The 12812-nt window shown below is 66.3% G+C and carries 10 protein-coding genes and 1 pseudogene; 5 read left to right on the forward strand and 6 right to left on the reverse strand.

The annotated features are described in order from the left end of the window. Nucleotides 1-327 precede the first annotated feature (327 nt). A pseudogene (locus B6S44_RS22670) lies at nucleotides 328-1284 on the reverse strand (IS5 family transposase). 277 nt (nucleotides 1285-1561) lie between these two features. On the opposite strand from B6S44_RS22670, the gene B6S44_RS22680 reads away from it, so the two are divergent. Next, nucleotides 1562-1759, forward strand: coding sequence for a hypothetical protein (locus tag B6S44_RS22680; RefSeq protein ID WP_126115272.1), 198 nt, complete (start codon nucleotides 1562-1564; stop codon nucleotides 1757-1759). A 27-nt stretch (nucleotides 1760-1786) separates the two neighbouring features. Continuing rightward, on the forward strand, nucleotides 1787-2695 hold the full coding sequence (locus B6S44_RS22685; protein WP_129159167.1) for a metallophosphoesterase: 909 nt from the start codon (nucleotides 1787-1789) through the stop codon (nucleotides 2693-2695). A gap of 24 nt (nucleotides 2696-2719) precedes the next feature. Here the strand turns inward: B6S44_RS22685 and B6S44_RS22690 are convergent, their stop codons facing one another. Then, a complete protein-coding gene (locus B6S44_RS22690) occupies nucleotides 2720-3316 on the reverse strand; it encodes a L,D-transpeptidase (protein ID WP_129159168.1) in 597 nt (198 codons plus the stop codon). A gap of 231 nt (nucleotides 3317-3547) precedes the next feature. Here B6S44_RS22690 and B6S44_RS22695 point away from each other — a divergent pair, with 231 nt between their 5' ends. After that, nucleotides 3548-4477: a histone deacetylase family protein gene (locus tag B6S44_RS22695; RefSeq protein ID WP_129159169.1), complete on the forward strand. Its 930-nt coding sequence runs from the start codon at nucleotides 3548-3550 to the stop codon at nucleotides 4475-4477. Nucleotides 4478-4480: 3 nt separating this feature from the next. On the opposite strand, the gene ribB is transcribed toward B6S44_RS22695, so the two are convergent. Next, nucleotides 4481-5767 carry a 3,4-dihydroxy-2-butanone-4-phosphate synthase gene (gene ribB, locus B6S44_RS22700; protein ID WP_129159170.1) on the reverse strand — a complete coding sequence of 429 codons (1287 nt, stop codon included), beginning with the start codon at nucleotides 5765-5767 and terminating at the stop codon, nucleotides 4481-4483. A gap of 166 nt (nucleotides 5768-5933) precedes the next feature. Next, on the reverse strand, nucleotides 5934-7055 hold the full coding sequence (gene aroC, locus B6S44_RS22705; RefSeq protein ID WP_129159171.1) for a chorismate synthase: 1122 nt from the start codon (nucleotides 7053-7055) through the stop codon (nucleotides 5934-5936). Between the two features lie 139 nt (nucleotides 7056-7194). Between aroC and B6S44_RS22710 the strand changes: the two genes are divergently transcribed. Both B6S44_RS22710 and B6S44_RS22715 read left to right on the forward strand, forming a co-directional pair. Continuing rightward, entirely contained in the window at nucleotides 7195-7437 is a 243-nt protein-coding gene (locus B6S44_RS22710; protein ID WP_129159172.1) for a type II toxin-antitoxin system Phd/YefM family antitoxin, read from the forward strand. Beyond that, nucleotides 7434-7871, forward strand: coding sequence for a type II toxin-antitoxin system VapC family toxin (locus B6S44_RS22715; protein WP_129159173.1), 438 nt, complete (start codon nucleotides 7434-7436; stop codon nucleotides 7869-7871). Before B6S44_RS22710 ends, B6S44_RS22715 begins: the two co-directional genes overlap by 4 nt. 12 nt (nucleotides 7872-7883) lie before the next feature. Here B6S44_RS22715 and B6S44_RS22720 read toward each other — a convergent pair whose 3' ends face one another. Together B6S44_RS22720 and B6S44_RS22725 are read right to left on the reverse strand one after the other, a co-directional pair. After that, on the reverse strand, nucleotides 7884-11891 hold the full coding sequence (locus B6S44_RS22720; RefSeq protein ID WP_129159174.1) for a Pls/PosA family non-ribosomal peptide synthetase: 4008 nt from the start codon (nucleotides 11889-11891) through the stop codon (nucleotides 7884-7886). 223 nt (nucleotides 11892-12114) lie between these two features. Beyond that, a complete protein-coding gene (locus tag B6S44_RS22725) occupies nucleotides 12115-12711 on the reverse strand; it encodes a histidine phosphatase family protein (RefSeq protein WP_248309719.1) in 597 nt (198 codons plus the stop codon). Between the last annotated feature and the right edge of the window lie 101 nt (nucleotides 12712-12812).

A 12812-nucleotide genomic window follows, 5' to 3' on the forward strand; every position in this document is an offset into this window, starting at 1 on the left:
GGGTCGATGGATCGGCAGGCGAAGACCCTGGCTCACCCACGGGCTTGCTGTCCCTGAGGGTCGTCGGTCTTCCGCCTGCCACCGCACCCGCCAGTGTAGCAGATGAGGCAAAATCAGAGTTACAAGGGACCGCCGCCGATTATCTGAACGTAACGGTGCCGCTGCGTCCTCTGCGGTGAGGGCAGGCCCTCATCCCTGCCCTTCTCCCACACGGATTCCTCTGCTAAACCCTTGTGAGGGCTGATTTGGGGCGTTGAGGCATGGCTGCCGGCAAGGTGCGCGCGCGGGTGATGGGCCGGGCGGACTGCGAAGGGCCAGGCGCTCCGATCAGCCTGCTGCGATGATGGTGGCGCGCCTGAGGTTGTAGACGGTGGCGAAGGCGATCAGGTCTGCGGTGTTGGCAGCGAGCGAGCGGCAGCGGGTGCGGGCCTTGCCGTAGAGGCGCTTCATGGCGCTGAAGACGGCCTCGACCGGGGCGCGGCGGCGCGCGATCAGGGTGTTGCGGCGCTGTTGCCAGGCCGGCAGGACAGCGATGTGCTTGTGCCTGCGGTGCATGATCCGGTCCTTGATGCCTTGCGCCAGCAGCGCCGCACGATGGGTTTTGCTCTCGTAGCCGCGGTCGGCGTAGACGGCGGCCTCGTCGCCGCTGACCAGGCCAGGCGCGATCTCAACGTCCTGCACCCGGGCCGAGGTCACGATCGCCGTGCGGATCAGGCCCGAGCCTTCGTCGACGCCGACATGCAGCTTGTAGCCGAAATGGGCCTTGCCGTTCTTCTTGCCCCAATCGGCGCCGGGCTCGCGCGGATGGCCCTTGCCCAGGCCGGCCTCCCGTGACGGTGGTGCATGCGTCGCCGCAACCAGCGTGGCGTCGAGCAGCGTGCCCTTCTTCAGGATCAGGCCTTTGGCCGAGAGTTGCGCGCCGATCTCGGCAAAGCAGGCCTCGAGCACGCCTGCCTGCGCCGCCGCCAGCCGGAAGCGGCACAAGGTCGTCTCGTCGGGCGTGCCGCCGTCGAGCGCAAACCCGCAGAAGCGCCGGAACGAGAGCCGGTCCAGCAGCGCCTCCTCCAGGCCCGGATCCGACAGATCGTAGAGCGCCTACAGATAGAGCGCCTTCAGCATCGAAAGCGGCGCATAAGGCGGCCGGCCCGTCTCGGCCTGACGCAACTTGCCCGCCAGGGGCCCAAGCCGCCCCCAGTCGATCAGCCCGTCGATCTTCGCAAGCTTCGCGTTCGTACCCAAGCGCGGGTCCAGAAAAGCCTCGGCCAACGACATCTGATCCGACATCCCGATCCCTCCGCCAACCAAGCAAAAGTGAATCAGCAATCAACAGTCAGCGCCACAACACTTTCGCAGAGGAATCCACACGGGAGAAGGGTTCCCCGCGCCTCTATTTCCAGCCCTCCCCCGCGAAACTGTGCCAAAGCTGACCAAAGCCTCGGTGTGACGACGAAAACGTCACGAGAATTTCATGATGCCGCCGCCGGCCCGACCTGATCGGCAGCGACATTGCAGGTGCTGGCGGCCAGGAACCGCCGGCCCGATGAACTGGAAACCGAGGATCATGTCGACGCATAAGCCGCGCCACCAGGTGCACCGTTCCGCCAGCTTCCATGATGCCAGCGCACGTGAGGCCTATGCATCGCGCTTCCGCCCGATCGCGATTCCTGCCATCCTGGCGGGAACCCGCTGGGCCCCAGCCGCGTTGACCTCGCAGCACAGGGACGTTCCGGCGCTCCTGCGCAATGGTTTCGAAGATTGATACGACGACCTCCTACTGAGACCCTCCATGCTTGACCGGCGCAGAGTTCTTCAAACTCTCGCCGGTCTTTTTCTGTCCAGTGTCGGGCTCGGCGGCTATGCCTTCGCCTGGGAGCCGACGCATCAGGGGGTCACTCGCTATAAGCTCAGGCCGGCCGGCTGGCCGGAGGGCAAGCGGCTGCGGCTCGCCGTTATCAGCGATATCCATGTCGGCAGTGGGTACATGCCGGTTTCGCGTGTCGGCACGATCGTCGATCAGACCAATCTGCTGAAACCAGATCTCATCCTGCTGCTCGGTGATTTCGTCGCCAGCCGCGATTGGCGCCCAGGCGATCCGCGGCCGGCCGAATGGGCGACCGAACTCGCCCGCTTGCAGGCGCCGAATGGCTGCTTTGCCGTGCTCGGCAATCACGATTGGTGGCATGACGAGCGGGCCCAGAGCGCGCGCCGCGGCCCGACACTGGCCGGCGCGGCGCTGGCAGCGGCCGGCATTCCGGTGCTCGAAAATCAGGCGCTCAAGCTTGAGACCGCAGCGGGGCCGATCTGGCTCGCCGGGCTCGGCGATCAGTGGGCCTTTCCGCGCTGGCTGCAGCCCCGGGGAATGCGGGGCCCGCACCGCGGCATCGACGATCTCGCAAGCACGCTCGCCATGGTCACCGACGATGCGCCGCTGATCCTGATGGCGCACGAGCCGGATATCTTCGCCCATGCGCCGGCACGTATCGCGCTTACGCTCTCCGGCCACACCCATGGTGGTCAGGTCAGGCTGTTCGGCTGGTCGCCCGTGGTGCCCTCGCGCTACGGCAACCGCTACGCCTATGGCCACATCGTCGAGAACAATCGCAACCTGATCGTGACGGCCGGGCTCGGCGTTAGCAGCAAGATGCCGATCCGGCTGGGCGCGCCGCCCGAGATCGTCCTGGTCGAACTGGGCTGAGGGTGACGCCGCAGCGTCACCCGATCAACGAACGATGACCTTCCCGCCGACCGCAGCGCGGTTGTAGAGGTCGATCGCGTCGATATTGCGCATCCGGATGCAGCCGGACGAGGCCGAGCGGCCGATCGTCTCCGGCTCGTTGGTGCCGTGGATGCGGTAGAGCGTGTCCTTGCCGTTCTGGTAGAGATAGAGGGCGCGGGCGCCGAGCGGGTTCTCCGGCCCGCCCTCCATGCCGCCGGCGCGCGGCGCCAGATGCGGCCAGCGCGCGATCATCTCGGCGGGAGGTGTCCAGCGCGGCCACTCGGCCTTGCGCTGCATCACCGCCGTGCCGGTCCAGCCAAAGGCCTCGTCGCCGGTCGCGACGCCGTAGCGGATCGCCTTCTTGCCCGGCAGGACGAAGTAGAGGAACTTCTCGGTGGTATCGACGATGATCGTGCCGGGCTCTTCGCCAGTCGGATCGTTGATCTCGTAAGGCAGATGCGTGATCTGCGTCTCGAAATTCGGGACGAGCGCCATGTATTCGGCATCGCGTACCGACAGCGACGGTGCGTGAACCGTCTTGTACTGGCAGGCGCCGAGAAGCACCGACAGGCCGAGCACCGCAACGAAAGTCTGCTTCATGGGTTCCACCGCCGACGCCGAAACGACGCTCGTTATGATGAATGTTTCGTTAAAAAACGGTGACCCGACAAGACGCGGCCCGGTCAAACAGAAGCTGGTCTTACGGCGCAAATGACTCGCAGGCAATGAAGTTCCTGCAGGGCTCTGGCGCCTTGCTGCATTGCAGTGACAATATGGTCACGCTTGCGGCCTACTCCGTTCGGCCCGCTTCGTGACTTCGGAGACCTGCGCGTGACCACGCTTCTGATCAGCCATCCGTCCAGTCTCCGCCACGCCACGCCGCCCGGCCATCCCGAGCGCGCCGACCGGATCCGCGCCGTCGAGCAGGCCCTGGAGGAGGAGCGCTTCACGGCCCTGCAGCGCGTCGAAGCGCCGGAGGGTACGCTTGCGCAGGTCTTGCTCTGCCACCCCGCCGCCTATGCCGATGCGATCGTTGCGGCTGCTCCACAGGACGGCCTGGTGCAGATCGACGCCGACACGATCATGTCGCCGGGCACGCTCTCTGCGGTCCTGCACGGCGTTGGCGCCGCCGTGCATGCCGTCGACGAGGTGATGACCGGGCGCGCGACCAACGCCTTCAGCGCCATGCGCCCGCCCGGGCACCATGCCGAAACCGACAGGGCGATGGGCTTCTGCTTCTTCAACAATGCCGCCATCGCCGCGCGCCATGCGCAGCGGACTCATGGCGCCGAGCGCGTCGCCATCGTCGACTGGGACGTCCATCACGGCAACGGCACGCAGGAAATCTTCTGGGGCGACGCCAGCGTGCTCTACGCCTCGACCCATGAGATGCCGCTCTATCCCGGCACCGGCGCTCCCTCCGAGCGCGGCGAGCACGGCACCATCGTCAATGCGGCACTTCGGGCCGGTGATGGGACGGATGCCTTCCGCGACGCCTTCGAGAGCGCGATCCTGCCGCGGCTCACGGCCTTCCAGCCCGATCTCGTCATCATCTCGGCCGGCTTCGATGCCCATTGGCGCGACCCGCTCGCCAACCTCAATCTGAAGGAAGCTGACTTCACCTGGGCGACCCAGAAGCTGATGGAGATCGCCGACCGCCATGCCGGCGGCCGCATCGTCTCGATCCTGGAAGGCGGCTACGATCTCGAGGGTCTGTCGAAATCGGCCGCGGCTCACGTCACCGCACTGATGCGCGGCTGACGCTCACTCCAGCGGCGCGGTTTCGGCGATCTCGATGCCGAAACCGGAAAGGCCGACGAAGGCGCGGGTCGAGGACGCCAGGTTGATGATCGAGGCGACGCCGAGATCGCGCAGGATCTGGGCCCCGAGGCCGACTTCGCGCCATTGCTGCGAACGCAGCGCGTCCGAGCCCTCCTCGTCCTCGACGCTCTTGATCGGCACGCCGGCCGAGCCGTCGCGCAGATAGACCAGCACGCCTTTGCCCTCCTGCTGGAAGCGGCGCAGCACGCACTGGATCGAGGAGGCGCCACCGAGCACATCGGCGACGACATTGGCACGGTGAAGCCGGGCAGGGATCTTCTCGCCATCGCCGAGCTTGCCCATGACGAAGGCGAAGTGCTGGGTGTCGTCGAAGGGCGTCACATAGACATGGCCGGTCATCTCGCCGAACTCGGTCTTGACCGGGAAGGAGTGTACGCGCTCGACCAGCTTCTCGCGCGCCTGGCGATAGGCGATCAGGTCGGCGACCGTGATCTGCTTGAGATTGTGCTTCTGGGCGAAGGCCGTGATCTGCGCGCCCTTCATCACCGTGCCGTCGTCGTTGGCGAGCTCGCAGATCACGCCGACGGGCGGCAGATTGGCGAGCTTGCAGAGATCGACGGCGGCTTCGGTATGGCCGGAACGCATCAGCACGCCGCCATCCTTGGCGATCAGCGGGAAGACGTGGCCCGGCCGCACGAAGTCGGCGGCACCCATATTGCCGTTGGCGAGCGCGCGCACCGTGTTGGTGCGCTGCTCGGCTGAGATGCCGGTGGTCAGCCCGTGCTTGACGTCGACGGTGATGGTGAAGGCTGTGCCGAGCGGGGCATCGTTGGACGAGACCATCGGGTCGAGCCGCAGGCGGCGAGCCTCGCCCGCCGTCAGCGGCGCGCAGACGATGCCGCAGGTATTGCGGATGATGAAGGCCATCTTCTCCGGCGTGCACAGCGAGGCGGCGACGATGAGATCGCCCTCGTTCTCGCGGTCGTCGTCATCGGTGACGATGACGATCTCGCCGCGTGCGAAGGCTTCGACGGTCTCGGCGACATTGCTGGCGATCATGGCGGCCTCGCGTGGGCTCTGCAGGCCCAGAAAGTCGTTGGGGGTTACGGCGCCGCCAGTGGCAGCAGCGATGCGCTCGGCGCTCTCGCGCGAGATCCAGGCGGACGGATCGTTGCAGAGCGCTGTGACGCTCGCCGGCGACAGGTCGACCTGCCGCGCAAAGGCGCTGCGGCCGGTCTTGGTTTGCTGGAGCCAGGTGTCGAGCTTCATGAGGCGAAGCTAATACGCCTTCGCTTCATCCGCAATGAAGGAGAGAGAAAATTTCAGTGATACTGAAATGATTGCCTCATTCGTCATGGTCGGGCTTGACCCGACCATCTCCGAAACCAGCTAGCTGGTCACGAGATTCTCGGGACAAGCCCGAGAATGACGCCTGTCATCGCTGTCCGAACGGCCAGCGCGGCTCGACCACGCCGACCTGGGCGCGGTGGCGCAGATACTGGTCGGCCAGCACGCAGGCGACCATCGCTTCGCCAACCGGCACGGCGCGGATGCCGACACAGGGGTCGTGGCGGCCCTTGGTGAACATCTCCGCCTCGCCGCCGGTGCGGGTCACGGTCGCGCGCGGGGAGAGGATCGACGAGGTCGGTTTCACGGCGAAGCGGGCAACGATCGGCTGGCCGGTCGAGATGCCGCCCAGGATGCCGCCGGCATGGTTGGAGAGGAAGAGCGGCTTGCCGTCATTGCCGGCGCGCATCTCGTCGGCGTTCTCCTCGCCAGAGAGCTCAGCCGCGGCGAAGCCCTCGCCGATCTCAACGCCTTTGACTGCGTTGATGCTCATCAGTGCCGCCGCGATCTCGGCGTCGAGCTTGCCGTAGATCGGCGCGCCGAGGCCCGCCGGCACGCCCTCTGCGACGATCTCCAGCACCGCCCCGATCGAGGAGCCGGATTTGCGGATGCCGTCGAGGTAGTCGGCGAAACGCTCGGCCGCCTTCGCATCCGGGCAGAAGAACGGGTTGTTGCCGACCTCGTCCCAGTCCCAATTTCCGCGGTCGACCTTGTGCGGCCCCATCTGGACGAGGGCGCCGCGGACCAGCATGCCCGGAACGACCTTGCGTGCGATGGCGCCTGCGGCGACCCGCATCGCCGTCTCGCGGGCCGAGGAGCGGCCGCCGCCGCGATAATCCCGGATGCCGTATTTCACGTCATAGGTGAAATCGGCGTGGCCGGGCCGGTACTTGTCCTTGATCTCGGAATAGTCCTTCGAGCGCTGGTCGACATTGTCGATCATCAGCCCGATCGAAGTGCCGGTGGTGACCTGCTCGCCATCGACCTCCCGCGCGAAGACGCCTGAGACGATACGGACCGCGTCCGGCTCCTGGCGCTGCGTCGTATAACGCGACTGGCCGGGCCGGCGCTTGTCGAGGTCGCGCTGGATCTCGGCCTCGCTCAGCGGGATCAGCGGCGGGCAGCCGTCGACGACGCAGCCGATCGCAGGCCCATGGCTCTCGCCGAAGGTGGTGACGCGGAAGAGATGGCCGAAGGTGTTGTGCGACATGGGAGCCTGATGTGTGACGTCGCAGGCTTTTAGGCGGGAAAGCAAAAACGTGGAAGTCCGTAGGCGCGACAGCGTGCCACTTGGCAAGCGGAAGCATCTTAGCTAACTTATGACCAATTATTTGGTCAGGAGCGAGATCATGAAATCTGTCGCCCTTGCGGAAGCCAAGACTCATTTGAGTGCGCTGATCGACGCCGTGGAAGCCGGCGAGAGCATCTCGATTACCCGCCACGGCAAGCCCGTCGCACAACTGATAGCGGCGGAAAAGCCCCAGAAGCCGCTCGATATCGCTAAGCTGCGCGCGCATCTGGCCACGATGCCGATGCAGGAAGAGGATGGCGGGGAATTCATGCGTCGCATCCGTGACGAAGCGCGCTATTGAAACTCTACCTAGACACCTCGCTCGTCGTCACCGCGCTGGTCACGGAACCGAGCTCCGCAGCCGTCGTCGAATGGCTCGAGCGGCACAGCTCTCATCGTTTCGTGATCAGCGACTGGGTCGTCGCCGAGTTCTCCGCGGCGTTGTGTGTCAAACTGCGGTCAAACCGGATCTATGCCGAGGCGCAAGAGCGCGCGCTCGCAAGGCTGGCCGATCTGATCACCAGCGAGTTCGAATGCCTTCCCGTTGCGAGGGAGCATTTTCGTCAAGCCGCCGCCTTCTGCAACCGCAGCTTCGTTGGGTTACGAGCGGGTGATGCGCTTCATCTCGCAATCGCCGCCAGTTCTACTCTCAAGCTTTGCACCCGCGACAGGCTCCAGGCCGAGGCCGGCGCCGGGCTCGGCGTATTGACCGAGTTCGTGCCTTCATTGCCGTAAGAGCCGGCCGCCTCAATGCCCACTCGCCGGCACCGCCGGCGCGCCTTCCCAGCGCGTGTTCGCCGGGATGTTCTCGCCCTTCATGATCACCGTGAGCAGGCCGATCTGGGCGTAGTCGCCGACATGGGTGTCGTAGAGCACGGTCGCTCCGGCGCCGACGCAGACGCCCTTGCCGAGATGGACGCGGCCGACCTTCATCACCCGGTCCTCATAGAGATGGGTCTGCAGGGCCGAATGGGCGTTGATCGTGCAGAAATCGCCGACCTTGATGCAGTCGAACTCGGTGATATCCGTGGAATCCAGCCAGACGCCCTGACCGTATTGCGCGCCGAACAGGCGCAGGAACCAGGGCAGGAACGGCGTTCCGCGCAGATAGTCGAACAGCACCTTGCCGCCGAGGCCCCAGTAGAGCACCGAGACCGCTTCCGTGCGCATCGCCCAGAACGACCACATCGGCTTCATCACCGGCTTGTAGACGCCCATCAGCAGCCATTTCATCAGCGCGCAGATCAACGCCTGGGTGATGGCGATGATGACGGCGCAGCCCATGAAGGCGAGGGCGAGGCCGGTCCAGTCGCGGTCGAATATCTTCTGCTGCAGTACGAGATCGACGGCGATGGTGCCGAAGGTGATGAACAGCATCGCCGGGAAGGAGGTGTGCAGCGCCTCGAAGCCGGCGCGCGCCAGCTTCTTGCCGAGCGAGGGCTTGTAGGTCCAGTCGGCGCCGAGATCGACTTTCTGCCGCGTCGGCAGCTTGATCGGCGGCGAGCCGAACCAGGTGTCGCCGGCGCTCATCAGTTCGTTCGCCGGCGGCTTCGACTTGATGCCGATCAGCACCCGATCGGGGATGATCGCGCCGGGCGGGACGACCGCGTCATTGCCGACGAAGACCTGCTCGCCGGTGCGGGTCATGTCGAGGCGCATATAGCCGCGCCGCATGTCCTCGTCGCCGAAGATCACCTCGTCGGCGATGAAGTTGCCGGCGCCGATGCCGGTGATGTCGTAGCGCCCCGACAGATTGGTAGAGATCTCCGCCCCGCCACCAATGCGCGCGCCCATCATCCGGTACCAGAAGCGCATGTAGATCGTCGCAAACAGCGAGGAGAGCGTCTCCAGCGTCACCTCGGTCGCCAGCGCCACCGTCCATTTGCGGGCGTAGAAGCCGGAATGGATTGAATATGAGCCGGAGGAGACGCGCGGCAGGATCGCCCAGCGCAGCGCGCAGATCAGGAAGACGGTGATGGTGATGAGGCCGATCGCCGTCGGCCAGGTCAGGAGCGGCAGATACCAGAGATAGCTGATGTCGGACCAGGTCGAGACCCAATCGTCGATCTTGTCGAAAAGCCAGAAGGCCGGGAAGATCGGCAGAAGGCTGATCGGCGGCAATGCGATCAGCATGACGATGTAGAACAGCGTCATCGCCGCCCGCCTGCGAGTGCTCGCCTGCGCCTGCTCCGGCAAGGCCTCGAGATCGACCATGCCGGTCTTGCGCGCCGGCGAGCCGTCCCAGATCTCGGCAGCGCCGATCCGGGCCCCCGGCGCGATCGCGGTCAGGTCGCCGATCTCGGCATGGTCGCCGACAGTGCAGCCATGGCCGAACACCACCGAGGAGCCGGCATAGACGTCCTTGCCTATCGTGATCCGGCCGATGATCAGGTTAGCCCCGATCGCCTCGGCATTGGCGAAGGTGGTCTTCGAACCCAGCGTCGTGCCGTCGCCGAGCTCGACGAGATCGACCGCGCCGGCCTCGTAATCCGAGATGATGACGTCGCGCCCGACCTTGGCGCCGAGCAGGCGCCAGTAGAAGCGCATTACCGGCGTGCCCTGCAGCCATTTGATGTGCACGAGCCCGGCGACGCGCGAGGCGAACCACCAGCGGAAGTAATAGACGCCCCAGAGCGGATAGGTGCCGGGCTTGGTCCGGCCGAGCACCAGCCATTTCAGGCCGATCGCGATGAAGCCGGTGATGATGGTGATCGCGACATAGATGCCGAGCAGCGCGAAGACCTGCGCCATCGCCGACAATTCCTCGCCGGAGAGCAGCATGTAGCTGACGAAGATGCCGAGCCACTGCGCCGTCGACAGGCTGATGATGATCGGCAGGGCCACAGCCTGCGCCAGCCCGCAGAAGAAGCGGCGCAGCAGCGGTGGCGGCGTGAAGGAGAGATCCTCTTCGGCCCGAACGCCGCGCGCATCGAGCAGCTCTGCCATCGCCCGCAAGGTGCGTGCGCCATAGACGTCCTGCAGGGTGATACCGGCATAGGCCGGCGTCTCGCGCACGATCGAGATGAAGCGCGCCGCCAGCAGCGAATGGCCGCCGAGATCGACGAAGAAGTCCGCTTCCAGCGGCAGTGCCTGCGCGCCGAGTACGCGCTTGGCGGCGTCGAGCAGGGCGGCCTCGATCTCGTTGCGCGGCGGCTCCTGCTCGCCGCTCGCGGCCGGCGCCGTCAGCGGCGCCGCCTTCAGCATCTTGCGGTCGATCTTGCCGGAGACCATGCGGGGCAGTGAGCCGGTCGGCTCGAAATGCGCCGGGATCATGTAGGGCGGCAGCTTCTCGCGTAGCGAGGCGCGCAGCACCGTTCCCTCGATCTGCACGCCGGGCTCGCCGACCAGGAAGGCGACGAGCCGCTCGATGCCGTCATCGGTGCGCAGCACCACTGCCGCCTGGCTGATGCCGGCCTCGTCCGAGAGCGCCGTCTCGATCTCGCCGAGCTCGACGCGGAAGCCGCGGATCTTGACCTGGTCGTCGATGCGGCCGTGGAAGACGATGTTGCCGTCGCCATCGAGGCTGACGGCATCGCCGGAGCGGTAGAGGATCGGATCGCCACCGCTTCCGCCGAACGGGTTGGCGATGAACTTCTCGGCCGTGAGTTCGGGCCTTAAGTGATAGCCCTTGGCCACGCCCGGCCCGCCGATCAGCAATTCGCCTTGCTGGCCGACGCCGGTCAGCTTCATCGCCTCGTCGACGATATAGGCGGTGTAGTTCGGGATCGGCCGGCCGATCGTCACCGTATCGCCCGGCTCGACCGGGGCGGCCGTCGCCACCACCGTCGCTTCCGTCGGCCCGTAGGTGTTGAAGATGCGCCGGCCGGGCTTCGACCATTTCTGCACGATCGAGGGCGGCAGCGCCTCGCCGCCGAGCAGGATCAGCGTCAGCGACGGCACGTCGGACGGCAGGATGCCGAGCAGGGTCGGCACCGTGTCGATCACGGTGACGCCGGCCTCACTCAGGATCGAAGGCAGCTTCTCGGCATCGCCCATCATCTGCGGCGTCGCGACGAACAGCGTCGCGCCGACGAGATAGGGCGTCCAGATCTCCTCCATCGACAGGTCGAAGGCGACCGAGGCGCCCTGGAAGACCACGTCCTCCGGGCCCATGCCGTAGAGCGCGTTCCCGGAGCGCAGGAAATGGCAGATGTTGCGCTGGCTGATGACGATCGCCTTGGGCGCGCCGGTCGAGCCCGAGGTGTAGATCAGATAAGCAGGGTGATCCTGGGTCAGTCCCGGCGCCCGGGCCGGCAGTGCCTGGCCGTCGCTCGCGTCCGAGAGCTGCGATGGACACCAGACAGTACGGCCCGTGGTTGCCGCACGAGCCTTCCAGTCGGTCTGCGTCACCAGCCCCTTGGCGCTGGCGTCCTCGAGGCAGATGGCGATGCGCTCGACCGGCGCTTCCGCATCGAAGGGCAGCCAGGCCGCGCCTGACAGCGTGATCGCGATCTGCGCCACCAGGAGATCGATGCCGCGCGGCATCCACAGGCCGACCATGTCGCCAGGACCGATACCGGCGAGCACAAGGCCGCGCGCCTGTGCCTGCGCCTCTGCCCAGACCTGTGCGTAGCTCAGCCGCCGCTCGCCGGAGATCATCGCGACATGATCGGGACGCGCTGATACGCTCGCCGCGAAAATCTCGGCGAGCACCTCGTCGCGCAGCAGCTCCGGCCGCTTCTCGCCCGCCAGCATGGCGAGCGCAGTCGCGCCTGAATCGGCGGTGCCCGCCGAAACTGTGGTGATGTCGTTCATTCTGCCCCGCCGCAGGTCCCGGCCTTCCGCCCGGACTGCACCTCACGTCGAACGCCCGCCTCCCCGCGACGATGCGTCCGTAAAATCCCAGGCCGGACACCCGCAGCCGCGCGGAAACTCGCCTGCCGGCCATACTTGAGCAGATTTGGCTTAACCGCGGCTGAACGGCAAGCGGGAAGACATAGGTGCGATCAAGTGTCCGCTCGCCTCCCGCCGCAGCTTGTCACATCCATGTCGCCTTGGCGCCCTCGACCACCAGGATCTTGCCCTGCCAGATCTCGACGCGCGCCGCATCAACCGTACCGACCGCGCCGATCAGGGCCAGCACCGCCCGCGCCACGCCGCCATGGCTGACCATCACCGTATCCGGCGACAGCGTCTCGAGCACCGGCCGGATGCGCTCTGCCAGCATGCGGTAGCTTTCGCCGCCCGGCGGCACGAAGCCCCATTTGTCGCGTTCGCGGGCCTGGGCGAGCTCGCGCTCGCTCTTGCGGATCTCACGCCAGGTGAAGCCTTCCCAGTCGCCGAAGGTCAGCTCGCGCAGACGCTCGTCGATGCGGAACTCCTGTGGCGGCAAGTCGAGCTCGCGGCGCAGGATCGTCATCGTCTCGCGCGCCCGTTCCATCGGCGAGCAGAGATAGTCCACGGCGGCGTAATCGGGAGTCAACGCCTTGAGCCGGCGCGCCGCCTCCTCGGCCTGCATGCGGCCGAGCCCGTTGAGCGGGATGTCCTTCCCGCCCTGCAGGCGGCCTTCGCGATTCCAGTCGGTTTCGCCGTGGCGAACGAGGAAGAGGCGACCAGGAATCGTCAAGGCAGTCATGCCTCGCCTCATGCACGCTGCGGGCCACGTCGTCAAAGCGGCGAAAGCGCCGCAGGGCGATGCTCACCGCCTCGTGAGCTTTGTGGTGGCCGCGCCTTGCT

This window comes from Allobosea sp. Tri-44, assembly GCF_004123845.1.
Lineage (GTDB): Bacteria > Pseudomonadota > Alphaproteobacteria > Rhizobiales > Beijerinckiaceae > Allobosea.